Source organism: Streptomyces sp. NBC_01478 (assembly GCF_036227225.1).
In the GTDB taxonomy this organism is placed as follows: domain Bacteria; phylum Actinomycetota; class Actinomycetes; order Streptomycetales; family Streptomycetaceae; genus Streptomyces.
Map to the genome: position 1 here is coordinate 3,556,727 of NZ_CP109444.1, position 23,608 is coordinate 3,580,334.

General features: G+C 69.7%; 19 protein-coding genes. 13 read left to right on the forward strand and 6 right to left on the reverse strand.

Annotated elements, in window-relative coordinates:
• Positions 1 to 9: 9 nt before the first annotated feature.
• Positions 10 to 1,014, reverse strand: a complete 1,005-nt coding sequence (locus OG223_RS16025) for a carbohydrate ABC transporter permease (protein WP_329248318.1) — start codon at positions 1,012 to 1,014, stop codon at positions 10 to 12.
• Positions 1,015 to 1,174: 160 nt separating this feature from the next.
• Complete coding sequence (locus tag OG223_RS16030; RefSeq protein ID WP_329248321.1) at positions 1,175 to 2,449, reverse strand: extracellular solute-binding protein; 1,275 nt, start codon at positions 2,447 to 2,449, stop codon at positions 1,175 to 1,177.
• A 362-nt stretch (positions 2,450 to 2,811) separates the two neighbouring features.
• Between OG223_RS16030 and OG223_RS16035 the strand changes: the two genes are divergently transcribed.
• Positions 2,812 to 3,846 carry a LacI family DNA-binding transcriptional regulator gene (locus tag OG223_RS16035; protein ID WP_329248324.1) on the forward strand — a complete coding sequence of 345 codons (1,035 nt, stop codon included), beginning with the start codon at positions 2,812 to 2,814 and terminating at the stop codon, positions 3,844 to 3,846.
• Between the two features lie 163 nt (positions 3,847 to 4,009).
• Positions 4,010 to 4,870 (forward strand): phosphatase PAP2 family protein, encoded by an 861-nt coding sequence (locus OG223_RS16040; protein ID WP_329248327.1) that lies wholly within the window; start codon positions 4,010 to 4,012, stop codon positions 4,868 to 4,870.
• Positions 4,871 to 5,063: 193 nt separating this feature from the next.
• Here OG223_RS16040 and OG223_RS16045 read toward each other — a convergent pair whose 3' ends face one another.
• Positions 5,064 to 5,963, reverse strand: coding sequence for a LysR family transcriptional regulator (locus OG223_RS16045; protein WP_329248331.1), 900 nt, complete (start codon positions 5,961 to 5,963; stop codon positions 5,064 to 5,066).
• 72 nt (positions 5,964 to 6,035) lie between these two features.
• On the opposite strand from OG223_RS16045, the gene OG223_RS16050 reads away from it, so the two are divergent.
• The gene (locus tag OG223_RS16050) at positions 6,036 to 6,929 is read left to right on the forward strand and encodes a DMT family transporter (protein WP_329248334.1); all 894 of its coding nucleotides are present in this window, start codon (positions 6,036 to 6,038) and stop codon (positions 6,927 to 6,929) included.
• A 65-nt stretch (positions 6,930 to 6,994) separates the two neighbouring features.
• On the opposite strand, the gene OG223_RS16055 is transcribed toward OG223_RS16050, so the two are convergent.
• Entirely contained in the window at positions 6,995 to 9,994 is a 3,000-nt protein-coding gene (locus OG223_RS16055; protein WP_329248339.1) for a bifunctional [glutamine synthetase] adenylyltransferase/[glutamine synthetase]-adenylyl-L-tyrosine phosphorylase, read from the reverse strand.
• Positions 9,995 to 10,195: 201 nt separating this feature from the next.
• On the opposite strand from OG223_RS16055, the gene OG223_RS16060 reads away from it, so the two are divergent.
• From OG223_RS16060 to OG223_RS16080, 5 genes are all read left to right on the forward strand, one after another.
• The gene (locus OG223_RS16060; RefSeq protein ID WP_329248342.1) at positions 10,196 to 10,708 is read left to right on the forward strand and encodes a pyridoxamine 5'-phosphate oxidase family protein; all 513 of its coding nucleotides are present in this window, start codon (positions 10,196 to 10,198) and stop codon (positions 10,706 to 10,708) included.
• A gap of 24 nt (positions 10,709 to 10,732) precedes the next feature.
• Positions 10,733 to 11,173 carry a VOC family protein gene (locus tag OG223_RS16065; RefSeq protein ID WP_262063037.1) on the forward strand — a complete coding sequence of 147 codons (441 nt, stop codon included), beginning with the start codon at positions 10,733 to 10,735 and terminating at the stop codon, positions 11,171 to 11,173.
• 222 nt (positions 11,174 to 11,395) lie between these two features.
• Positions 11,396 to 12,247 (forward strand): alkaline phosphatase family protein, encoded by an 852-nt coding sequence (locus OG223_RS16070; RefSeq protein WP_329248346.1) that lies wholly within the window; start codon positions 11,396 to 11,398, stop codon positions 12,245 to 12,247.
• 1 nt (position 12,248) lies between these two features.
• Positions 12,249 to 13,571 (forward strand): MFS transporter, encoded by a 1,323-nt coding sequence (locus OG223_RS16075; protein WP_329248349.1) that lies wholly within the window; start codon positions 12,249 to 12,251, stop codon positions 13,569 to 13,571.
• Positions 13,568 to 14,587: a TolB family protein gene (locus OG223_RS16080; RefSeq protein ID WP_329248352.1), complete on the forward strand. Its 1,020-nt coding sequence runs from the start codon at positions 13,568 to 13,570 to the stop codon at positions 14,585 to 14,587. The genes OG223_RS16075 and OG223_RS16080 overlap by 4 nt, the downstream gene beginning before the upstream one ends.
• A gap of 27 nt (positions 14,588 to 14,614) precedes the next feature.
• Here the strand turns inward: OG223_RS16080 and glnA are convergent, their stop codons facing one another.
• Positions 14,615 to 15,976, reverse strand: a complete 1,362-nt coding sequence (glnA, locus tag OG223_RS16085) for a type I glutamate--ammonia ligase (RefSeq protein ID WP_019064820.1) — start codon at positions 15,974 to 15,976, stop codon at positions 14,615 to 14,617.
• Positions 15,977 to 16,318: 342 nt separating this feature from the next.
• On the opposite strand from glnA, the gene OG223_RS16090 reads away from it, so the two are divergent.
• The 5 genes from OG223_RS16090 (at position 16,319) to OG223_RS16110 (ending at position 22,219) form a co-directional block, all read left to right on the forward strand.
• Positions 16,319 to 16,987, forward strand: coding sequence for a DUF3105 domain-containing protein (locus tag OG223_RS16090; protein WP_329248356.1), 669 nt, complete (start codon positions 16,319 to 16,321; stop codon positions 16,985 to 16,987).
• Position 16,988: 1 nt separating this feature from the next.
• Positions 16,989 to 17,627, forward strand: a complete 639-nt coding sequence (locus OG223_RS16095) for a DUF305 domain-containing protein (RefSeq protein WP_329248360.1) — start codon at positions 16,989 to 16,991, stop codon at positions 17,625 to 17,627.
• 265 nt (positions 17,628 to 17,892) lie between these two features.
• Positions 17,893 to 19,806, forward strand: coding sequence for a S53 family peptidase (locus tag OG223_RS16100; RefSeq protein ID WP_329265298.1), 1,914 nt, complete (start codon positions 17,893 to 17,895; stop codon positions 19,804 to 19,806).
• Positions 19,807 to 19,922: 116 nt separating this feature from the next.
• Positions 19,923 to 21,959 carry an NAD(+) synthase gene (locus tag OG223_RS16105; protein ID WP_329248364.1) on the forward strand — a complete coding sequence of 679 codons (2,037 nt, stop codon included), beginning with the start codon at positions 19,923 to 19,925 and terminating at the stop codon, positions 21,957 to 21,959.
• Between the two features lie 11 nt (positions 21,960 to 21,970).
• A complete protein-coding gene (locus tag OG223_RS16110) occupies positions 21,971 to 22,219 on the forward strand; it encodes a hypothetical protein (RefSeq protein WP_329248367.1) in 249 nt (82 codons plus the stop codon).
• A gap of 95 nt (positions 22,220 to 22,314) precedes the next feature.
• Here the strand turns inward: OG223_RS16110 and OG223_RS16115 are convergent, their stop codons facing one another.
• On the reverse strand, positions 22,315 to 23,535 hold the full coding sequence (locus OG223_RS16115; protein ID WP_329248370.1) for an MFS transporter: 1,221 nt from the start codon (positions 23,533 to 23,535) through the stop codon (positions 22,315 to 22,317).
• Positions 23,536 to 23,608 lie beyond the last annotated feature (73 nt).

Sequence of the window (23,608 nt, forward strand, 5' to 3'; positions counted from 1 at the left end):
GCTCCTGTCTCAGATCGCGAGCTGTTGGTCATTGCGGTTCAGCCAGCGGCGGTAGAAGGAGGTGAAGACGATCAGGATGGCCAGCAGCAGGATGCCGTAGGCGGCCGACTGGGCGAATTCGCGCGGCTGTTGGCCGAAGCCGAGGTAGTACGACCAGGTGACGAGGATCGAGGCGTCGGGGGCCGTGTTGCCGAACAGCAGGAAGATGACGGCGAACTGGTTGAACGTCCAGATGACGCCGAGGAGTACGACGGTGGAGCTGACCGACCTCAGGCCCGGCAGGGTGACGTAGCGGAAGCGCTGCCAGGGGCTCGCGCCGTCCATCTCGGCGGCCTCGTACAGCGAGGCGTCGATGGACTGCAGCCCGCCGAGCATCGAGACCATCATGAAGGGCACACCGCACCAGGTGTTGACCATGATCGCGGCGGTCCGCTGCCAGAACGTGCTCTCCAGCCAGTCGGGTTGGGGCAGGTGCAGGGTGTGCAGCGCGGTGTTGATGATGCCGCCGTCGGCGAGCATGAAGCGCCAGCCGAACACGGTGACGAAGGTGGGGACGGCCCACGGCAGGATCAGGATGAGCCGGTACAGGGTGCGTCCGCGCAGCTTCAGGTTGAGCAGCAGGGCGAGGGCGAGGCCGATCGTGTAGTGCAGGGTGACGCAGACCGCAGTCCAGACGATCGTCCATATGAAGTGCGACCAGAAGCGGTCGTACGACGTCGGGCCGAACAGGATGTCCTTGTAGTTGTCGAGCCCGATGAACTTGTAGGTGGCGTCGATGTGGTTGACGCCGATCGTGCGCGCGGTGTTGAGGCTGTTGGCGTCCGTGAGCGTCAAGTACAGGCCGTACACCAGGGGATACAGCACGAGGACGCCGAGCACGACGACCACGGGGATGATCATCGCGTAGGCGTACCAGTGCTTCTGGTAGGCGTACTTGAGGCGCCTGGCCGGCCCGGGGCGGGGTGCGCGGTCACCGTGGCGCTTGCCGGTCGCGCGGTCGATGGCGACTGTCATGGTTCGTTCGACACCTTCTGAAAGTTCAAGCGGGTACGGCAGTTCAGGGCTGCGGCGGCTCAGGCCGATGGCCGTCGGATCCGTCCCCCGGGTTTTCACATGGGGGTCCCCCCGCTCGAGCGAAGCCGAGAGTGGGGGAGGATCCGACGGCCACTCGGGGCTACTTGCTGAAGTCCGGGACCAGCTTGGCGATCGCCAACTCGGCGTTGCTCAGGCCCTTGTCGAGGGACTCCTTGCCACCGGCGACCTTGGGCAGCTCGGTGTCCAGCGGACCCCACAGTGAGCTGTACTCGGCGAGCTCCGGGCGCGGCTGCGCGGCGCCGAGGACGCCCTGGTAGCCGGCGATGCCCGGGTCGGCCTTGACGGCGGCGGTGTAGGCGTCGTCACGGGTCGGCAGCGTCGAGTTCTTCAGCGCGATCGTCGACTGGGAGGCGGCGGAGGTCATGAAGTTGAGGAACTTCAGGGCCGCCTTCTGGTGCGCGGCGTCCGAGCCGGCGTAGACCGAGAGGTTGTGACCGCCGGTCGGGGCGCCGGACTTGCCGGTGGAGCCGGCCGGGATCTGCGCGATGCCGAGGTTGGACTTGTCCGTGAAGGCCGAGCCCTTGTAGAAGTTCGTGATCTCCCACGGGCCCTGGATGATCGCGGCGACCTTGCCGGTGACGAACGCGTCCTGGATGTGGGCGTAGGCGTCGGCGGTGGTGTCGGCCTTGTGCAGACCGGCGCCGGAGAAGAGGCTCAGCCAGGTGCCGTAGGCCTTCTTCGCGGCGGCGGAGTCCACGGTGATCTTCTTCGCGGAGGCGTCGACGGTGTCGGTGCCCTCGCCGTAGAGGAAGGTCTGCGCGTAGTAGGCCTGGGTGGAGCCCCAGTAGCCGTCGACCTTCGCCTTGGACTTGACCTTCGCGGCGTCGGCCTTCAACTCGTCCCAGGTGGTGGGCGCCTGGGTGATGCCCGCCTTCGCGAAGAGCGCCTTGTTGTAGACGAGGGCGAGGGTGTCGGTGACCAGCGGCACGCCGTACGTCTTGCCGTCGTACTGGGCCTGCGTGATCAGGTTCGACTTGAACTTGGCCTGGTCCGCGAGGGCTTCGGTGCCGTCGAGCGGCAGGAAGTAGCCCTTCTTCGCGAAGGCGGGGGTCCAGCCGACCTCCGAACGCAGCACGTCCGGGGCGCCCTTGGAGCCGGCGGCGGTGTCGAACTTGTTCTGCGCCTGGTCGAAGGGCACGTTGACGTACTTGACCTTGATGTTCTTGTTGGCCGCCTCGAACTTGGCGACCAGGGCCTTGTACGTGGGTGCCTCATTGGTGGCGTTCGAGGTGTCCCACCAGGTGATGGTGACCGGCCCGTCCGACTTGCCGCTGTCACTGTCACTGCCGCCGCAGGCCGTCGCCGCGAGGGCGAGGGACGCCACCAGCGCGGTGGCCGCTATGCCACGCCGCATGAGTTCTCCTTGAGGGTGAAAGCCCGTGAGGTGCAGGGCAGCGGTCCCGTCCGCCGCCCTGTCGACTTGCCGACTGCGCCGTTGCGTCCGCCGGGCGTCGCCGAACGTAACAGCGATGCAAGCGCGGCGAAAGTCCTTGCTGCAAAAAACTGCAAGACGGACCGAGAGTTACCCGCCCGTGACCTCACCTCGACCCCCGCGAAACCCTTGGCTGGTGCGGCTGAGCGGGCAAGGGGACACTTGTGCAAGACTCTGCAAGCTCTTGCCGCACGCCGTACGCCGACCAGAAGCCGGCCAGAAGACGAGGGATCGCGATGACGCAGCAACCCGCAGCGCGCCGACGGCCGGTACAGTCCACTCCCGTGACCACACGGCTTGCCGACATCGCCGCCCAGGCGGGGGTGAGCGAAGCGACCGTCAGCCGCGTCCTCAACGGCAAGCCTGGCGTCGCCGCCACCACCCGTCAGTCCGTCCTCGCCGCGCTCGACGTGCTCGGCTACGAACGTCCGGTACGGCTGCGGCAGCGCAGCGAGGGCCTGGTGGGCCTGATAACACCGGAGTTGGAGAACCCGATATTCCCCGCCCTGGCACAGGTCATCGGCCAGGCGCTGACCCGGCAGGGCTACACCCCGGTGCTCGCCACCCAGACCCCGGGCGGGTCGACGGAGGACGAGCTGACCGAGATGCTGGTCGACCGCGGGGTCGCCGGCATCATCTTCGTCTCCGGACTGCACGCGGACACCTCCGCCGACATGCAGCGCTACGAGCAACTCCGGGCGCAGGGCGTGCCGTTCGTGCTCGTGGACGGCTTCTCGCCCAAGGTGCAGGCGCCGTTCATCTCCCCCGACGACCGTGCGGCGATGACCCTCGCCGTCACCCACCTCGTCTCGCTCGGCCACACCCGCATCGGACTGGCCCTGGGCCCCAAGCGCTTCGTCCCCGTACAACGCAAGATCGAGGGCTTCGTCCGCGCGATGCAGGACCAACTGGCCCTGACCGCCGAGGATGTGGAGACCCGGCTCGTCCAGCACTCGCTGTACACGCTGGAGGGCGGCCAGGCGGCTACCGCCGCGCTGATCGAGCGCGACTGCACGGCGATCGTGTGCGCGAGCGACATGATGGCGCTCGGCGCGATACGGGCGGCCCGGCAGCGGGGCCTGGAGGTCCCCCGGGACGTCTCGGTGGTGGGCTTCGACGACTCCCCGCTGATCGCGTTCACCGACCCGCCCCTGACGACGATCCGCAAGCCGGTGCCGGCGATGGGACAGGCCGCGGTACGGACGTTGCTGGAGGAGATCGGCGGGACGCCCGCGCCGCACAGTGAGTTCGTGTTCATGCCGGAGCTGGTGGTGCGCGGTTCGACGGCGTCGGCGCCCGGGGACCGCAAGCGCCCCTGACTCACCCCGACTCATCCCCGAATCGTCCCCAAGGGGGAGGAAACGCGGCCGTGTCCCGTGCGCTGGTAGTAGTACGGGGACTCTTCTCGTCGTAGAACATGCGCGCCGGACCCGACCAAGGGATGATCGGTCGCGGAAGCCTTTTCTGGCAGACTTTGTGTCTATGGGTGAGACCACCGTGACGACATTGGAAGGCCGTGAAGAAGCCGTTCCGAGCCCCGTCGCGGACGCCGCGGGGCAGGGCTTTCTGCGCCGGTTGCGGACTCCGCGCCGGCCCCGGCTGTGGTTCGAGATCCTGCTGATCGCGGTGAGTTACTGGACGTACTCACAGATCCGCAACGCGGTGCCGGAACAGAAGTCCGCGGCACTGCGCAACGCCGACTGGATCTGGCGCCTCGAGAACCACCTCGGCATCGCCGTCGAGCAGTCGGTCAACCACGCCGTGAACTCGGTGACTTGGCTGATCGTCGGCATGAACTACTACTACGCCACCCTGCACTTCGTGGTCACGCTGGGTGTCCTCGTGTGGCTCTTCCGCAGTCATCCGGGCAGATACGCGGCGACCCGCCTGGTCCTCTTCGCAACGACGGCCGTGGCCCTGGTCGGCTACTACTTCTTCCCGCTGGCCCCGCCCCGCCTCATGACCGGCGGCCACTTCGTCGACACGGTCATGGTCCACCAGACCTGGGGCTCGATGGCCTCCGGCGACCTGAAACACGTGTCGAACCAGTACGCCGCGATGCCGTCCATGCACATCGGCTGGTCCCTGTGGTGCGGCCTGACGATCTTCGCCCTGGCGAAACTCCCCTGGGTCCGCGTCCTGGGCCTCCTCTACCCGGCGGTGACCCTCATGGTCATCGTCTCCACCGCCAACCACTTCTGGCTCGACGCGGTGGGCGGCATGCTCTGCCTGGCCTTCGGCTTCACGGTCTCCCGCCTCTGGTACGGCGCGTTCCCGTACGCCCTGCCGCGCGCGGTGGCGGTACGGCAAGCGGGCGGGTCCCTCCTCCCCACCAAGGCCTGAGGGGCTGGGACCTGTCCGGCGGATCATGCCGCAGACGCGGGGTCTGGCACGCCCACCGGCGGCGTTGTCGTCGGTCGCCGACGGCTCCGCGTCGCCTCCCTCCTCCGCCTTGCAGTTGGACGCACCAGACCCCGCCCACCGGCGCCAATCAGGCACTGTCCCTTTCCTGCGACCTGATCCGCCGGACAGGGTCCTAGTCGACGGTCGCCGCGTCCCGCAGCGCCCGCAGGAACGCCCGCAGGGCAAGCTGGGGCGGCGCCGTCTCGCGGACGGCCGCGTGGATGGTCCGCACCGGCTCCGGGTCCCGTACGACCCGTACAACCACGTCCGGGTGACGGCTGCCGAGCCCCAGCCGGGGAATCAGGGTCACCCCGAGGCCGGCCGCGACGAAACCCTGAGCCGTCACGTAGTCCTCGCTCTGGACCGCGAACCTCGGCCGGAACCCCGCCGCCTCGCACGCGCCGAGCTGGGCGTCGAGACACGGCCCCGGCCACTCACTGCCGACCCAGGACTCTCCCGCCAGCTCCCCCAGCTCCACACTCCGCCGCGCGGCCAGCCGGTGCCCCTTGGGCAGCACGGCGAGATACGGGTCTTCGAGCAGCTTCACCAGCCGTACGCCCTCCATGCCCGCGGACGCCCCGGCCGCCCCGACCACGAGCGCGACATCCGCCCGCCCCTCCTTCACCTCGGGCAGTGGATCCGCGGGGTCGGTCAGCTTCAAGTCGAGCTGGACTCCGGGGTGTTCGGCGCGGAGCCGGGCCACGGCCGGGGCGACCAGGGCAGCCCCGGCAGTCGCGAAGTAGCGGACCGCGAGCCGTCCCGTGCGGCCGGCCACCAGGTCCGCCAGCGCCGTCTCCGCCTCGGCGACCTGCCCGGCGATCGCGTCCGCGTACCCGGTGAGCAGCAGCCCGGCCGCCGTGGGCCGCACCCCGCGCCCGACCCGCTCCAGGAGCGCGGTGCCGGCCTCCTTCTCCAGCGCCCCGACCTGCTGGCTGACGGCGGACGGGGTGTATCCGAGCCGGGCCGCCGCCGCGGTCACCGACCCGCTGCCCACCACGGCCCGCAGGACCTGCATGCGTCGCACATCAAGCATGTAGCTGAGGTTAACAGTGACTGTAGAACCTTTCGCTTGTCCTGAAAGGTCCGGCTGTCCGACCGTGGACCCATGCAGCCCGCCTCGACACTCCGCATGGCCGTGCTCGCCCTCCTGTGGGGTTCGGGCTTCCTCTGGATCAAACTCGCCCTGAACCACGGCCTCTCCCCCGCGCAGATCACGATCACCCGCTGCGCCCTGGGCACGCTGGTGCTACTGGCCCTGGCTCGCACGGCCGGCCAGCGCCTGCCGCGCGACCGCACGACCTGGGGCCGACTCACGGTGGCCGCCCTGTTCTGCAACGCCGTCCCGTTCGCCCTGTTCAGCGTGGGCGAGCAGACCGTCGACTCCGGCGTCGCGGGCGTCCTGAACGCCACAACTCCCTTGTGGTCTTTGCTGATCGGCGTCACGCTCGGCACCGACCGCGGCCTCGGCCGAGCCCGCCTGACCGGACTCCTCCTGGGCTTCGCGGGCACGGTCCTGATCTTCGCCCCCTGGCACCGCTCGGGCCTGCTCAGTTGGGGCGCCCTGGCCCTGCTGGGCGCCGCCGTGAGCTACGCCGTGGCCTTCGCCTACATGGCCCGCAAACTCACCGCGGGCCAGGCCCCGTTGGCGATGTCGGCGGCCCAACTGATGGCGGCGACGGCCTGGACGACCCTCGCCCTCCCCGCCGCCGGCCCCGTACACGCCGACCTCACGGCCCTCCTGGCGGTGACCGCCCTCGGCGTCCTGGGCACAGGCGTGACCTTCTACCTCAACTACCGTCTGATCGCCGACGAGGGCGCAACGAGCGCGGCAACGGTCGGATATCTACTGCCAGTTGTGTCGGTAACGCTGGGCGCGGTGCTGCTGGACGAGAAGGTGGGGCTGCGGGTGCTGGCGGGCATGGCGGTGGTCCTGGCGGGCGTGGCCCTTACAAGACACCGCCCAGTGAAGGCTTTTGCTTTCAGGGGCGCGGGGCTGTGACATTTGCGGCTCCGCCGCGCGGGCGCGACCAGCCCCCACCGGCGGTCAGCCAACGAACAACCCACCTAGGCCCCGTAGAACAACACGTCCACCACACCCCGAGCCCGACGAGTAGTACGCCGATAGTCATCAAGCATGTCCCCCACATGCCCAGGCCCGTACCCCAAGTACCTTCCCACCGCGGCAAGTTCACGCGGATCAGACGGGAACGTATCGCCGGCCCGCCCCCGCACAAGCATCACCGCGTTACGAACCCGCGTGGCCAACACCCAAGCCTCGTCCAGTACCAAAGCGTCCTCGGCCGAAATGAGCTCAGCCGCACACGCCGCAGCAAGCCCCGCCCGAGTACGCGTCGTACGCAACCCCGGCTCCGCCCACCCGTGCTGCAACTGCATGAGCTGCACGGTCCACTCGACGTCGGAGAGCCCCCCACGCCCCAGCTTGGTGTGCAGGGTCGGGTCCGCGCCACGAGGCAACCGCTCCGACTCCATCCGAGCCTTCAACCGCCGAATCTCCCGTACGGCGTCATCCCCGAGCCCTTCCGCCGGGTACCGCAAAGGATCGATCAGCTCAATGAACCGCCGCCCCAACTCCTCGTCCCCGGCGACGGGTTCGGCCCGCAACAACGCCTGCGACTCCCAAACCAGCGACCACCGGCGGTAGTACGCCTCGTAGGAGTTCAACGACCGTACGAGCGGCCCCGACTTGCCCTCCGGACGGAGATCCGCATCGATCAGCAGCGGCGGGTCCGAGCTGGCGACCTGGAGCAGTCGGCGCATCTCGGAGACGACCTTGTTGGCGGCCTCGGAGGCCTCGCGCTCGGGCACGCCCTCGCGGGGTTCGTGCACGAACAGGACGTCCGCGTCGGAGCCGTAGCCCAGTTCGTGGCCGCCGAAGCGGCCCATGCCGATGACGGCGAAGCGGGTGGGGAGGGTGTCGCCCCAGCCCTCTCGGACCACCGCGCGCAGCGTGCCGGCGAGGGTTGCGGCGGTGAGGTCGGAGACGGCGCCGCCGACCCGGTCGACGAGGGCGCCCTGGTCGGCCTCGACGGGCTGGGTCTCGGTGCCGTAGGAGCCGACGATGTCGAAGGCGGCCGTACGGAAGAGTTCGCGGCGGCGGACGCCGCGGGCGAAGGTGACGGCCTGGACGGCGTCGTCGGCGCGGCCGACCGCGGCCAGTATCTCCTGGTCCAGGTGGGCGCGTTCGCGGGGTTCGAGGCCGCTGCCGCCGTCGCCGTCGCCGAGGAGGGCGACCGCTTCAGGGGCGCGCATGAGGAGGTCGGGGGCGAGGCGGCCGGCGGACAGCACGCGGGCGAGGTTCTCGGCGGCGGCGCCCTCGTCCCTCAACAGCCGCAGGTACCAAGGGGTCTTGCCGAGCGCGTCGGAGACCTTGCGGAAGTTGAGGAGGCCCGCGTCCGGGTCGGCGGAGTCCGCGAACCAGCCCAACAGGACGGGCAGCAGGGTGCGTTGGATGGCGGCCTTGCGGGTGACGCCGGAGGCGAGGGCCTCCAGGTGGCGCAGGGCGGCGGCCGGGTCCTGGTAGCCGAGCGCGACCAGGCGTTCGCGGGCCGCCTTGGGGCTCAGCCTGGTCTCGCCCGGGGCGAGTTGGGCGACCGCGTCGAGCAGCGGACGGTAGAAGAGCTTCTCGTGCAGGCGTCGCACGACGGTCGCGTGGCGCTTCCACTCGCGGTTCAACTCGGCCACGGGGTCGGTGCGCAGGCCCATCGAGCGGCCGAGGCGGCGCTGGTCGGCCTCCTCGACGGGGACCAGGTGGGTGCGGCGCAACCGGTAGAGCTGGATGCGGTGTTCCATCGTGCGCAGGAAGCGGTAGGCGTCGTCGAGGCGGGCGGCGTCCTCGCGGCCGACGTAGCCGCCGGCGGCGAGGGCCTCCAGCGCGACGAGCGTGGTGCCGCTGCGCAGCGAGGTGTCGGCGCGGCCGTGCACCAACTGGAGGAGCTGGACGGCGAATTCGACATCGCGCAGGCCGCCGGGGGCGAGCTTCAGTTCGCGGTCGATCTCGGCGACGGGGATGTTCTCGACGACACGGCGGCGCATCTTCTGCACGTCGGTGACGAAGTTCTCGCGCTCGGCCGCCTGCCACACGAGGGGTTCGAGGGCGGCGACGTACTCCTCGCCGAGCGCGAGGTCGCCGGCCACCGGGCGGGCCTTGAGCAGGGCCTGGAACTCCCATGTCTTCGCCCAGCGTTGGTAGTAGGCGAGGTGGCTGGCGAGGGTGCGGACCAGGGGCCCGTTGCGGCCCTCGGGGCGCAGGTTGGCGTCGACGGGCCAGATGGAGCCCTCGACGGTGGTCTCGGAGCAGACCCGCATCATGTGCGCGGCGAGCTTGGTGGCGGCGCGGACCGCCTTGCCCTCGTCGGCGCCCTCGACGGCCTCGCCGACGAAGATCACGTCGACGTCGGAGATGTAATTCAGCTCGTGGCCGCCGCACTTGCCCATCGCGATCACCGCGAGCCGGCACAGCGCGGCGTCGTCGGGCGCGGCGGCGCTCGCGATGGCGAGGGCTGCGCGCAGGGTGGCGGTGGCGAGGTCGGCGAGTTCGGCGGCGGTCTGGGCGAGGTCGGTGGTGCCGCACACGTCACGGGCGGCGATGGACAGCAGGCAGCGGCGGTAGGCGACACGGAGGGCGACGGGATCGGTGGCCTCCGCCAGCCCGCGCTCGAACTCCTCCACCCCGGGGTGGAGGTCGCGCGGCTCGTACATGACGAGGGCGTGCCAGTCGCGCGGGTGCCGGGCGAGGTGGTCCCCCAGGGCGGAGGAGGCACCGAGCACGCCGAGCAGCCGGTCCCGTAGGGGTTTCGCCGCGATCAGCGTGTCCGTCAGCTCACGCCGGGCGGTGGGCTCGGGCTGCGCCTCCAGGAGCCGTACGAGACCCTGGAGGGCCAGGTCGGGGTCGGCGGTGGCGCCGAGGGCCTCCAGCAGGACCGGGTCGTTCCTTATCGGCGCCAGCTCCGCGCTCTCCAGGAGCCGCTCGGCGGCGGAGGGATCGGTGAAGCCGTGCCGCAGCAGTCGCGTGAAGGTGCTGCTCCTGCGCCCCGGCGCCGTCATCCTCGGCCTCCCTCGGATCAAGGTCGTGCGGATCTGGGTCGTTCGGATCCAGATCATTCGGATCTACGTCGTTCCGATCTAGATCGTGACGTCCCGAGCCTAACCGCAGGTGCGGGCGGGGGCGCCGGGGCGTGCGGCGATGAGTTCGGGCGGGGTACGGGGTCTCCCGTAGGGGACGACCGACGACTCAGGGAGAAGCCGATGACCTACAAGGAACCGCGTACCCGTCTCGACCCCCGCTACAGCGACCCGGCGGCCACCGCGACCGACTGGGCCACGGCCCAGGCGCGGCTCGACGAGGCCGAGCTGTTCTGGATCTCGACGGTACGGCCGGACGGGCGGCCGCATGTGACGCCCCTGCCGGCGGTGTGGGCGGACGGGGCGCTGCACTTCTGCACCGGCCCCGAGGAGCGCAAGGCGCTCAACCTCGCCGGCAATCCGCACGTCGTGCTGACGACCGGCACGAACACCGTCGACACGGGGTACGACCTGGTCGTCGAGGGTGCGGCGGTGCGGGTCGTGGACGAGGACCGGCTGCGGGAGCTGGCCGCCGCGTGGGAGGCGAAGTACGGCAGTTTCTGGCACTTCGACGTGCGGGACGGGGCCTTCCATCACGGTTCCGGGCACGCCTTTGTGTTCGCTGTGGCGCCCCGCACGGTTTTCGGCTTCGGTAAGGGGGAGCCGTTCAGCCAGACGCGGTGGCGGTTCGAGTGACACGCCTGACAAAGGAGTCAAGCCATGGACATGACCCTCGAAGTGATCCTGCTGCCCGTCTCGGACGTGGACCGGGCCAAGGCGTTCTACCAGGACAAGGTCGGCTTCCATGTCGATCTCGACGGTGAGGTGATGGAGGGCGTGCGGATCGTGCAGCTCACGCCGCCGGGGTCCGGGTGTTCCATCGCCCTCGTGGACGGGTTGCAGGTGCCCACCGGTACCCCGCAGCCCGGGACGTACCACGGCATGCAGTTGTGCGTGCAGGACGCGAAGGCGGCCTACGACGAGCTGACCGCGCGCGGGCTCGAGGTCAGTGAGCCGGTGCAGTTCGCGCCGCAGGACGGGGCGACGTTCATGTACTTCAAGGACCCGGACGGCAACGGCTGGGCGATCCAGGAGTACCGGAAGCGGGCGACCGAGCCGCTGCACCAGGTGCTGGCTCAACTGGCGGGGCCGCAGCAGTAGTTCGCCACCGACAGCAGTTCACCACTTCTTCATCCATCGGGTTGGGAGCGGTGGGATGCGGGCATTTTGGCGTGTGCATGCTCTGTCCGCACCGTCACCCCCGTCCTCCCCCCCCACCCGGAGGTTGAAGTGTCCGGCAGTTCTGGCAATTCCGGCAGTTCTGGCAGTTCTGGCAGTTCCGTTGGTTCCGTTGGTTCCGCGTACCGCCGCAGCCGCGCCGTCGTGGCGTCCGCGCTCGCCTTCTCGGCAGCCGCCGTCGGGGTCTGGACCGGCTTCGGCACCGTCTCGGCCGCGCACGCCGCGACCGTGGTGCCGACCCCGGACCACGTCGTCGTGGTGGTGATGGAGAACCACGCCTACAGCCAGGTCATCGGCTCCTCCAGTGCCCCCTACATCAACTCGCTCGCGACCGGCGGCGCCGCCCTCACCCAGTCGTACGGGATCACCCACCCGAGCCAGCCGAACTACTTCGCCCTGTTCTCCGGCTCCACCCAGGGCATCACCAGCGACAGTTGCTACACGGCCGGCTTCTCCTCGGCCGCGAACCTCGCCTCCGAGGTGACCGCCGCGGGTGGCAGTTGGGCGAGCTACAACGAGACGCTGCCGAGCCAGGGTTCGACGACGTGCAGCAGCGGCACCTACGCGCGTAAGCACAACCCGTGGTTCGGCTTCTCGAACGTCGCGACGTCCACGGCGAAGACGTTCACGCAGTTCCCGACGGACTACACGGCCCTCCCCGACCTCTCCTTCGTCACCCCCAACCTGTGCAGCGACATGCACGACTGCTCGGTGGCGACCGGTGACACCTGGCTGAAGAACAACCTCGGCGCGTACGCCACGTGGGCCAAGACCCACAACAGCCTGCTCGTCGTCACCTTCGACGAGGACAACCTGCTCAGCGGCAACCGCATCCCGACGGTCTTCTACGGCCAGCCGGTGAAGGCCGGTTCGACGTCCTCGACCACGTACAACCACTACAACCTGCTGCGGACCCTGGAGGACTCCCAGGGCCTGACCACCCACGCGGGCAACGCGGCCTCGGCCGCCGACATCACCGGCATCTGGGCGTCCTGAGATGTACGTGGCGGACAGCCGCGCCAACGCCGGAAGCACCACCGCGAGTACTACGGGTACTCCGGCGCGGGTGTCCGCCGTGGTCGCCCCCACGGTCTTCGCCCTCGGCGCGGTCAGCCTGATCACCGACGTGTCGTCCGAGATGGTGACCGCGGTCCTCCCGCTGTACCTGGTGACGGGCCTGGGCCTCTCCCCACTGGGCTTCGGTCTCCTGGACGGCATCTACAACGGCTTCTCGGCCCTAGTCCGCCTGGTCGGCGGTCACCTCGCCGACCGGGGCGGCGGCCGGCACAAGTGGGTAGCGGGCGTGGGCTACGCCGTCTCGGCGGCCTGCAAGCCTCTCCTCCTGCTCGCCCACACCCTCACTCCCATCGGTCTGATCCTCGCCGCCGACCGCACGGGCAAGGGCCTGCGCACGGCACCGCGCGACGCGCTGATCTCCCTCTCCTCCACCCCGGAGAACCGGGGTCGTGCCTTCGGGGTACACCGCGCGATGGACACGGCGGGCGCGCTGCTCGGCCCGCTGGTGGCGTTCCTGATCCTCCGGGCGACGGTGGACGGCTACGACGCGGTGTTCACGGTGAGCTTCTGCGTGGCGGTGGTCGGCGTCCTGGTGCTGGTGCTGTTCGTGCCGGGATCGTCGTCAACTGCCGCGCCCCGCACGGAGAAAGCCGTACGGGAGAGGGTCGTAGGGGAAAGGGCCGTAGGGGAGAAGGCTGTACGCCCCACCCTCCGCGCCGCCTTCGCCCTCCTCGCCCGCCGCGACCTGCGCCGTATCACCGTCTGCGCACTCCTCCTCGGCCTCGCGACGGTCAGCGACTCCTTCGTCTACCTGCTGCTGCAACGGCGCCTCGGCGTCCCCGACCGCTGGTTCGCGCTGCTGCCGCTGGGCACGGCGGCGGCGTTCCTGCTGCTGGCCGTACCACTGGGCCGGCTCGCGGACCGTGTCGGCCGCTGGCAGGTGTTCCTGGCGGGCCACGGAGCCCTCCTCACGGCGTACGCCCTCCTACTCACCTCCTGGCACGGCACGGCCCTCCCCTACGCCGTCCTCCTCCTGCACGGCGCCTTCTACGCGGCGACCGACGGCGTGCTGATGGCGGCGGCCTCGGACAGCGTGCCGGAGGAACTGCGGTCGTCGGGGCTGGCGTTGGTGCAGACGGGCCAGGCGGCGGCGCGGTTCGTGTGCTCGCTGGGCTTCGGTGCGGCGTGGACGCTGTGGGGCGACCGTACGGCGCTCATGGCGTCGGCGGTGGCGCTGGCGGGCTGCGCGGCGTTCGCCCTGACGCTCCGCCCCGGCCGATCAGTCCCGGAGCCCGTCTCATGACCCTGCGCAGCCGCATCCTGGTCCTCCTCGCCGCCGTGGCCGTACTCGCCGCAGTGGCCACGGCCTCGGTCCTGCACGCGTCCGCCCGGTCCGAGCGGCGGAACGAGACCCAGCCCGGCGGCCCGAAGATCACGGCGGGCCGGATCACCCTGACCGACCCCGACCGCATGGTGTTCCGCAACATGGCATGGGGCCCACACCGCGACGAACTCACCACGGTCCCGGCGTCGAACCCCGCCGGCCCCCGCATCGCCTCGGGCCTCAAGTGCCTGCGCTTTTACGCGAGTTCGGGCACCGGAGTCTGCCTCCAGGCGGTCCACGGCACGGTCACGGACACCTACCGCGCGCTGATCCTCGACGCCCACCTCAAGGAGACGGCCCGCTACGACGTCCCCGGCATCCCCTCCCGCGCCCGGGTCTCCCCCACGGGCCACTTCGCCGCGTGGACGGCATTCGTCGGCGGCGACTCCTACGCCGGCACGAACTTCTCGACGCGAGCGGCGATCGTCGACACCAGGACGGGCCATCTGATCCCGTCCCTGGAGTCCTTCCGCATCCTCAAGGACGGACACATCTACCACGCGGCCGACGTCAACTTCTGGGGCGTGACCTTCGCGGCGGACGACCGCACGTTCTACGCGACGCTGGCGACGAAGGGCAGCACATATCTGGTGCGGGGCGACCTGCACACCCGCACGGTCACCACGATCCACACCAACGTCGAATGCCCGTCCCTGTCCCCCGACGGCACGAGGATCGCCTTCAAGAAACGCGTGAAGGGCCTCCCGAAGGACGCCCCGTGGCATCTGTACGTACTCGACCTCCGCACGATGCGCGAAACCCCGCTGGCGGAGTCGAGAAGCGTGGACGACCAGGCGGTGTGGAGGGACGACCACACGGTCGTCTACGCGATGCCCGGGGACTATGGGGCGGACCTGTACAGCGTCCCTGCGAACGGCACGGGAAAGCCGCGGCGCATCAGCACCGCGGCGGTGTCTCCCGCGTACGTCGACTAGGGCGCGCCCCGGAAGGGGCGCGCAGCGCTACAGCACCGGCAAGTTCTTCCGAAGCTCGAACGCCGTCACCTCGGAGCGGTACTCCTCCCACTCCTGCCGCTTGTTGCGCAGGAAGAAGTCGAAGACGTGCTCGCCCAGCGTCTCGGCGACCAGGTCGCTCCGCTCCATCAGGGTCAGGGCCTCGCCCAGGTTCTGGGGCAGGGGCTCGATGCCCATCGCGCGGCGTTCCGCGTCGGAGAGGGCCCAGACGTCGTCCTCGGCGCCCGGGGGGAGTTCGTAGCCCTCTTCGATGCCCTTGAGGCCGGAGGCGAGGAGGAGGGCGTAGGCCAGGTACGGGTTCGCGCCCGAGTCCAGGGATCGGACCTCGACCCGTGCCGAACCCGTCTTGCCGGGCTTGTACATCGGGACGCGGACCAGGGCCGAGCGGTTGTTGTGGCCCCAGCAGATGTACGAGGGGGCCTCGCCGCCGGCGCCGGCCGTGCGCTCGGAGCCGCCCCAGATGCGCTTGTAGGAGTTGACCCACTGGTTGGTGATCGCGGAGATCTCCCCCGCGTGCTTCAGCAGGCCCGCGATGAAGGAGCGGCCGACCTTGGAGAGCTGGTACTCCGAGCCCGACTCGTAGAACGCGTTCCGGTCGCCCTCGAAGAGGGAGAGGTGCGTGTGCATGCCGCTGCCCGGGTGTTCCGAGAACGGCTTCGGCATGAACGTCGCCTGCACGCCCTGCTCCAGCGCGACCTGCTTCATGACCAGGCGGAAGGTCATGATGTTGTCCGCCGTGGAGAGCGCGTCGGCGTAGCGGAGGTCGATCTCCTGCTGGCCCGGTGCGCCCTCGTGGTGGGAGAACTCCACCGAGATGCCCATCGACTCCAGCATGGTGATCGCCTGGCGGCGGAAGTCCATGCCCACGTTCTGCGGGGTGTGGTCGAAGTAGCCGGAGTTGTCGGCGGGCGTCGGGCGCGAGCCGTCCAGGGGGCGGTCCTTCAGGAGGAAGAACTCGATCTCCGGGTGGGTGTAGAAGGTGAAACCCAGGTCGGAGGTCTTGGCGAGGGCGCGCTTGAGCACGTACCGCGGGTCCGCGAAGGACGGGGAGCCGTCCGGCATGAGGATGTCGCAGAACATGCGGGCCGTGCCGGGTGCCTCCGCGCGCCACGGCAGGACCTGGAAGGTGGAGGGGTCCGGCTTGGCGATCATGTCGGACTCGTAGACCCGGGCGAAGCCCTCGATCGCGGAGCCGTCGAAGCCGATGCCCTCGTCGAAGGCCTGTTCCAGCTCGGCGGGGGCCACGGCGACGGACTTGAGGAAGCCCAGCACGTCCGTGAACCACAGCCGTACGAACCGGATGTCGCGCTCCTCCAGTGTCCGGAGCACGAACTCCTGCTGCTTGTCCATCTTCCGCTTCCCCATCCTTGCTGGTCAGGCCGCCTGTCCTCGTACCGCAGGAGGCGGTCGGGCACCTGAGCATCCCACCACAACACCATTTCGTGCGCGTTGCCGACCATGATCGGCAGGCCGACCTCGGGCTGAACGCCTCGCGTACGGCAGGTGTCCTGCGCTGTTGCCCGGCTTCTGACCATCTTGCCTGCTCGAACCGACATTCGTCATACCTGGTCCGGGGGTGAATCCGGCGTTCTCCCCGCTTTGCTGTGGGCGCCCTACGAGAACCCGTTCCTCCCCACTACGATCGGCAACGCCCGACCTTCCTGTCCCTTCCCCCAAAAGGACACATACCTCATGGGTTCCGCCAAGAACACCGGTTCCGCGGCGCGCAAGGCGCGCATCGAGGAGATGCGGCGCGCCGAGCAGTCCCGCGAGCGGCGCGGCCGGATCGTGAAGATCGCGGCGAGCGCGGTGGTCGTCGCCGGTCTCGTCGTCGGCGGGGTCGCCGTCGTGCACGCGCAGTCCGGCAAGAAGGACAGCTCCGCGAGCGACTCCAAGGGCGGCGGTTCGGGGCACTTCGTCGCCGGCGCGGACGGTGTGAACACCTGGAAGGGGACGCTGGGCCGCACCCATGTCACCGGCACGCTGAACTACCCGATGCACCCGCCGGTGGGCGGCAACCACAACCCGGTCTGGCTGAACTGCAACGGGAACGTCTACACCAAGGCCGTCAAGGACGAGAACGCGGTGCACGCGCTGGAGCACGGCGCGGTCTGGGTGACGTACAACAAGAAGGCCTCGGCGGCCGACGTCAAGGCGCTGGCGGACAAGGTGAAGACGACGCCGTACTCGCTGATGAGTCCGTACGACAGCCAGAAGGACCCGATCATGCTGTCGGCGTGGGGGCACCAGCGGACCGTGAAGAGCGCGAGCGACCCGGCCGTCAACACGTTCTTCGAGAAGTTCGTGCAGGGCAGCCAGACTCCCGAGCCGGGTGCCTCGTGCACCGGCGGGACGATGTGACGTGAGGGCGTACGTCGGGTGGGTCGCGGGTGCCGCGGCCGCCGTACTGGTCGCGGGCGGCGCGATCACCTACGCGGTCGCCGAGGACGGCGGCGGCAGCGGTTCGAGCAACTCCCGTACTCCTGCGGCCGATTCGGCGGACGCCGGGTTCGCGCGGGACATGGCGGTCCATCATCAGCAGGCCGTCGAGATGTCGTACATCGTCCGGGACCGTACGAAGAACGTGGAAGTACGGCGCCTTGCATACGACATCGCGCAGACGCAGGCCAACCAACGGGGCATGCTGCTGGGCTGGTTGGACCTGTGGGGGCTGCCGAAGGTGTCCGCGGACCCGCCGATGACCTGGATGGGCATGGGCGACATGGCGTCCGGCAAGGACGGCTCGCTGATGCCCGGGATGGCGACCAACTCCGAGCTGACGAAGCTGAATTCACTGAGCGGCAAGCCCGCCGAGGTGTTCTTCCTGCAGCTCATGACGGACCATCACAAGGGCGGTATCCACATGGCCGAGGGGTGTGTGGACAAGTGCCGGGTGGGGGTGGAGAAGCGACTGGCGCAGGGAATGGTCGACGCGCAGCAGTCGGAGATCCAGTTGATGGCCGACATGCTCAAGGAGCGTGGCGCAAAAGCGCGTTCGTAAAGCATCCCCGGTCGTTCGTTACACGCCCGTAAGGAAAAAAGCCACCAAATCGCCCTGGGTGACGGTTCCTTGGGCTTCTCTTGACTTTCGCGTTCCCCTTGCATGAACGGTTCGTCGAAAGAGTGGCCCCCACGTGTGATCCATCCCGGACCCTCCCGCCGCGGGTTCCGTACGGATCGACGACGACCAACCACTCCATGCGTCGAACCGCATAGCAGGGGGTTTTATGAGATCCAATCGCGCCACCATGCGCGCCGGCGTGAGCATGGCAGCGACACTGCCCATGATCGCCGGTGCACTGGCGCTCGGCATACCCGCGGCGCACGCCGCGGACAGCCCGGGCCGGGACACGCTCGCGGGCACCAAGCCCGCGTGGGCGACGGCCAAGGCGGACAAGGGAGCGACCTCCGACAGCTCCCAGGTCTCCGCCCGGGTCTACCTCGCCGGCCGGAACGCGTCCGGCCTCGCGGCGTACGCCAAGTCCGTCTCGGACCCGAGTTCGGCCCTGTACGGCAAGTACCTGAGCGCCGCTCAGGTGCAGCAGCGCTTCGGCGCCACGACGGCCCAGGTGACCGCCGTCAAGTCCTGGCTGAAGTCCGCCGGGCTGAAGGTCACCGGCACCACGCAGCACTACGTCACGGTCTCCGGTGACGTGGCCGCGGTCGAGAAGGCGTTCAGCACCTCGCTGCACAACTACTCGAAGGGCTCGAAGACCTACCGCGCCCCGTCGAAGACCGCCTCCGCGCCGGACAGCCTCAACGGTGCCGTCCTGACCGTGACCGGTCTGGACAACGCCCCGCACAAGGCGAACCACGACGACGCGCTGCCGGGTCCGACCGCGGTGTTCAAGAACTCGGGGCCGTTCTCCTCGTACTACGGCTCCAACACCGCGACCACGCTGCCGTCGGCGTACGGCAAGAAGATCCCGTACGCCGTCCAGGGTTACACCGGCAAGCAGTTGCGGGCGGCCTACGGCGCCGGCAAGTACACGGGCAAGGGCGTGCGCGTCGCCATCACCGACGCCTACGCCTCGCCGACGATCGCCTTCGACGCGGCCACCTACGCGAAGAACCACGGCGACAAGAAGTACAGCACCAGCCAGCTCAAGCAGGTGCTCCCCTCGGACTACACGCAGACCGAGGCCTGTGACGCGTCCGGCTGGTACGGCGAGGAGACCCTCGACGTCGAGGCCGTGCACGCGGTGGCGCCGGACGCGAACATCACGTACGTGGGTGCCGCGTCCTGCTTCGACGACGATCTGCTCGACTCGCTCAGCAAGGTCGTCGACAACCACCTGGCCGACATCGTCTCCAACTCGTGGGGCGACATCGAGGCCAACCAGACCCCGGACCTCGCGGCCGCCTACGACCAGGTGTTCCAGCTCGGCGCGGTCGAGGGCATCGGCTTCTACTTCTCCTCCGGTGACAACGGCGACGAGGTCGCCAACACCGGTACGAAGCAGGTCGACACCCCGGCCAACTCGGCGTGGGTGACGGCGGTCGGCGGTACCTCGCTGGCGGTCGGCAAGGGCGACAAGTACCTGTGGGAGACCGGCTGGGGCACCGAGAAGGCCGCGCTGTCGGCCGACGGCAAGAGCTGGACCAGCTTCCCCGGCGCCTTCACCTCGGGCGCGGGCGGCGGCACCAGCAAGACCGTGGCCGAGCCCTTCTACCAGAAGGGTGTCGTCCCGAACGCGCTCGCCACGGCCAACAGCGCCACCGGCAACCGCGTCGTTCCGGACATCTCGGCGATCGCCGACCCGAACACCGGTTTCAAGGTCGGCCAGACGCAGACCTTCCCGGACGGGTCCGTGCAGTACAGCGAGTACCGGATCGGCGGCACCTCGCTCGCCTCCCCGGTGATCGCGGCGGTCCAGGCCCTGGCCCAGGAGGCGCGCGGCGGCAAGGCGATCGGTTTCGCCAACCCGTCGATCTACGCCAAGTACGGCTCGAAGGCCTACCACGACGTGACCGACAACCCGACGGGCTCCGGCCTGGCGGTGGCGCGCGTGGACTTCGCCAACACCGTCGACGCCACCGACGGCCTGCTGACCTCGGTCCGCAGCCTCGGCAAGGACAGCTCGCTGTCCGCGGTGAAGGGCTACGACGACGTGACCGGCGTGGGCACGCCCGCGGACGGCTACGTCCAGTCGTTCGTCCGCTCGCAGGGTCACCGCTGACCCGTAAGCGGTAAGCGGTAACGAGTCACCTGTCGATGGGGTGGCGTGGGGTGCACCACACCTCGCGCCACCCCATTGCGTCGCCCTGACGATTACGGGCGATTACAGTGGACCCCGTGCCTCCACTGAACTTCTGGTCGATCTATCAGCACGGCTTCGCCCGCGTCGCCGCCTGCACGGGCCACACCGTGATCGCGGACCCGCACGCCAACGCCGAAGCCGTCCTGCGCCACGCCCGCCGGTGCTCCGAGGAGGGCGTCGCGGTCGCCGTCTTCGCGGAGATGGGCCTGTGCGGCTACTCCATCGAGGACCTGATCCTCCAGGACGTACTCCTGGACCAGGTCGAGGAGGCGCTCCAGGAGGTGGTGACCGGCTCGGCAGACCTGCTGCCGGTCCTGGTCGTCGGCGCCCCGCTGCGCCACCGCAACCGGATCTACAACTGCGCGGTCCTGGTGCACCGGGGCCGCGTCCTGGGCGTCGTACCGAAGTCGTATCCCCCGAACTACCGCGAGTTCTACGAACGCCGCCAGATCGCCGACGGCGCCGACGAGCGCGGCGGTTCGATCCAACTGGGCGGCGAGAGTGTGCCGTTCGGGGTGGACCTGCTGTTCGCGGCGCAGGACGTACCGTCCCTCGTGCTGCACGCGGAGATCTGCGAGGACATGTGGGTGCCGGTGCCGCCGAGCGCCGAGGCCGCCCTGGCGGGTGCGACGGTGCTCGTCAACCTCTCCGGCAGCCCGATCACGGTCGGCCGCGCCGAGGACCGCAAACTGCTGTGCCGCTCGGCGTCCGCGCGCTGCCTCGCCGCGTACGTCTACGCGGCGGCCGGTCTCGGCGAGTCGACGACGGACCTGTCCTGGGACGGCCAGGCGATGGTCTACGAGAACGGTGTGCTGCTGGCCGAGACGGACCGCTTCCCGCTGGGCGACGAGTACGCGGTGGCGGACGTCGACCTCGACCTGCTGCGGCAGGAACGGCAGCGGATGGGCACGTTCGACGACAACCGGCGGACGCATCGGGCACGGACGGCCGACTTCCGCACGGTTTCCTTCGAACTGGCCCCGCCGCTCACGGACTTGGGACTCCGCCGGCGTCTGGAGCGCTTCCCGTTCGTACCGGCCGACGCGGAGCGGCTCGCGCAGGACTGCTACGAGGCGTACAACATCCAGGTCGAGGGCCTTCAGCAGCGGCTCGCGGCGATCGGCGGCCCCAAGGTCGTCATCGGGGTCTCCGGCGGCCTCGACTCCACGCACGCGCTGATCGTCGCCGCGCGCGCGATGGACCGCGCGGGGCGTCCGCGCAGCGACATCCTGGCCTGGACGCTGCCCGGTTTCGCGACCAGCGACCACACCAAGGACAACGCGCACGCGCTGATGCGGGCGATCGGCGTGACCGCGGCGGAGCTGGACATCACGCCGACCGCGCGCCTGATGCTGAAGGAGATGGGCCACCCCTTCGCCTCCGGCGAGCCGGTCTACGACATCACCTTCGAGAACGTCCAGGCGGGCCTGCGCACGGACTACCTGTTCCGCCTCGCCAACCAGCGCAACGGCATCGTGCTCGGCACGGGTGACCTTTCCGAGCTGGCGCTGGGCTGGTCCACGTACGGCGTCGGCGACCAGATGAGCCACTACAACGTCAACTCCGGCGTACCGAAGACCCTGATCCAGCACCTCATCCGCTGGGTGGTCAGCAGCGACCAGTTCGACGAGGAGACCGGCAAGATCCTCACCGCGATCCTCGACACGGAGATCAGCCCGGAGCTGGTACCGGGCGAGGAGATGCAGTCCACGGAGTCGAAGATCGGCCCGTACGCGCTGCACGACTTCACGCTGTTCCATGTGCTGCGGTACGGGTTCCGGCCGTCGAAGATCGCGTTCCTGGCGTGGCACGCGTGGCACGAGGCGGGGGGCGGGGCCTGGCCTCCCGGCTTCCCGGAGGAGAAGCGGGTGGCGTACGACCTGCCCGAGATCCGGCGGTGGCTGGAGGTGTTCTGCCGGCGCTTCTTCGGGTTCGCGCAGTTCAAGCGGTCGGCGATGCCGAACGGGCCGAAGGTTTCGGCGGGCGGGTCGTTGTCGCCTCGGGGGGACTGGCGGGCGCCGTCCGACGGGTCGGCCACGGCTTGGCTGCGGGATCTGGAGCGGTTCGACTAGGGGGCGAAGCCGTGGCTCAGGGAGACGCGGTGGTCAGGGCCCTGCTGACGGCGATGGCGACCTTGGAGGACCTCGTCGAGGTGGGGCATGACTCGCATGTGGCGTTGAGCACCCTGGAGGACATCGCCCATGAGCTGGGCGGGATGGATTCGGGTGAGCGACGGCGGTTCGGGGAGGCGCTGGAGCGCGTCGCCGGGGAGGAGCCGGGGCGGGCGGCTTGGGTCCGGGGCGTTCCGGATGCGCTGGGCCTTGAGCGTTGAGGCTCGGGGGCTGACGGACGGGGTGTCCGCCGCATCCGGTCGGCCAAGAGGTCAACCTCTCAACCGACCGAGACCCGTGGGTGGGTGGGCGAGAATCAGTGGTGCAGCGCCGGGGACTGGTCGGGGACGTGAGCTGCTACCAAGCGCTCGCGGCCGCTTCCCGAGACACCTCGGCGCCGGTCCACGCTCCATGCCGTGGCGGCAACTCCCAATCCCAGTACCGCCAACACCGCTCCGGCCAGCGCAGGCGACGTAGCGCCGAAGCCTGCCGCCAGCGCCAGGCCGCCGATCCAAGCGCCGCCGGCGTTCGCCAAGTTGAACGCTGCCTGGTTCGCGGAAGAGGCCAGGGACGGGCCTGCCGCCGCCTTCTCCATCACCATCAACTGGAGCGGGGAGCCCGTCACGAACGCCGCCACGCCCAGGAGGACGACCGACAGGGCCGCGCTCCACTCCGTGGTCATCAGGAGCGGGAACAGGGCCAGGACCGCGCCCAGGGACACCAGGCCGCCGAACAGCGTGCCCCGCAGGGAGTGGTCCGCCAGGCGGCCGCCCACCAGGTTGCCTGCCGTCGCGCCGACGCCGAACAGCGCCAGCAGCAGCGTCACGCTGCCGTCGGCGAAGCCCGCCGCGTCCGTGAGCATCGGGGTGATGTAGCTGTACGCCGAGAAGAGCGCGCCGAAGCCGGCCACTGTGGTGCCGAGGGCCAGCCACACCGGGAGGGACTTCAGCGCGGCCATCTCGCGGCGCAGGCCCACCGCCGGCGCGTGGGCGTGGTCGTGCGGGATCAGCAGGGCCAGCGACGCTATCGCCGCCAGGCCGATCACGCTCACGCCGAGGAACGTGGCCCGCCAGCCCAGGTGTTGGCCCATCAGCGTGGCCGCCGGTACGCCCACGATGTTGGCGACCGTGAGGCCCAGGAACATCAACGAGACGGAGCGCGCCTTGCGTTCGGGCGCCACCATCGTCGTGGCGACGACGGCTCCCACGCCGAAGAAGGCGCCGTGCGGCAGGCCGCTCAGGAAGCGGGCGACGAGCAGGTAGTCGTAGTTGGCCGCGAGGGCCGAGAGCGCGTTGCCCGCCACGAACAGCGCCATCAGGCCGATCAGGACCGTACGGCGGGACAGGCGGGCCGTGACCGCCGCGAGCAGCGGGGCGCCGATGACCACGCCCAGCGCGTACGCCGAGACCAGGTGGCCCGCCGTGGGGATCGAGACGTTCAGGTCGTCCGCGACCTCGGGCAACAGGCCCATGATCACGAATTCGGTGGTGCCGATACCAAAAGCGCCGACGGCCAGAGCGAGCAGGGCCAGGGGCATGGAAGTGCCTGTGCCTTTCGAGGGAGAGCGGAGTTCCGTACTGACGAGCTTAAGTTCAGTTACGGAACAAAGA

Bases quoted from the DNA above. Each gene is read 5' to 3' on its own strand.
- OG223_RS16025 (WP_329248318.1), bottom strand. From the start codon at position 1,014: ATGACAGTCGCCATCGACCGCGCGACCGGCAAGCGCCACGGTGACCGC.
- OG223_RS16030 (WP_329248321.1), bottom strand. From the start codon at position 2,449: ATGCGGCGTGGCATAGCGGCCACCGCGCTGGTGGCGTCCCTCGCCCTC.
- OG223_RS16040 (WP_329248327.1), top strand. From the start codon at position 4,010: ATGGGTGAGACCACCGTGACGACATTGGAAGGCCGTGAAGAAGCCGTT.
- OG223_RS16045 (WP_329248331.1), bottom strand. From the start codon at position 5,963: ATGCTTGATGTGCGACGCATGCAGGTCCTGCGGGCCGTGGTGGGCAGC.
- OG223_RS16050 (WP_329248334.1), top strand. From the start codon at position 6,036: ATGCAGCCCGCCTCGACACTCCGCATGGCCGTGCTCGCCCTCCTGTGG.
- OG223_RS16055 (WP_329248339.1), bottom strand. From the start codon at position 9,994: ATGACGGCGCCGGGGCGCAGGAGCAGCACCTTCACGCGACTGCTGCGG.
- OG223_RS16060 (WP_329248342.1), top strand. From the start codon at position 10,196: ATGACCTACAAGGAACCGCGTACCCGTCTCGACCCCCGCTACAGCGAC.
- OG223_RS16065 (WP_262063037.1), top strand. From the start codon at position 10,733: ATGGACATGACCCTCGAAGTGATCCTGCTGCCCGTCTCGGACGTGGAC.
- OG223_RS16075 (WP_329248349.1), top strand. From the start codon at position 12,249: ATGTACGTGGCGGACAGCCGCGCCAACGCCGGAAGCACCACCGCGAGT.
- OG223_RS16080 (WP_329248352.1), top strand. From the start codon at position 13,568: ATGACCCTGCGCAGCCGCATCCTGGTCCTCCTCGCCGCCGTGGCCGTA.
- glnA (WP_019064820.1), bottom strand. From the start codon at position 15,976: ATGGACAAGCAGCAGGAGTTCGTGCTCCGGACACTGGAGGAGCGCGAC.
- OG223_RS16090 (WP_329248356.1), top strand. From the start codon at position 16,319: ATGGGTTCCGCCAAGAACACCGGTTCCGCGGCGCGCAAGGCGCGCATC.
- OG223_RS16100 (WP_329265298.1), top strand. From the start codon at position 17,893: ATGGCAGCGACACTGCCCATGATCGCCGGTGCACTGGCGCTCGGCATA.
- OG223_RS16115 (WP_329248370.1), bottom strand. From the start codon at position 23,535: ATGCCCCTGGCCCTGCTCGCTCTGGCCGTCGGCGCTTTTGGTATCGGC.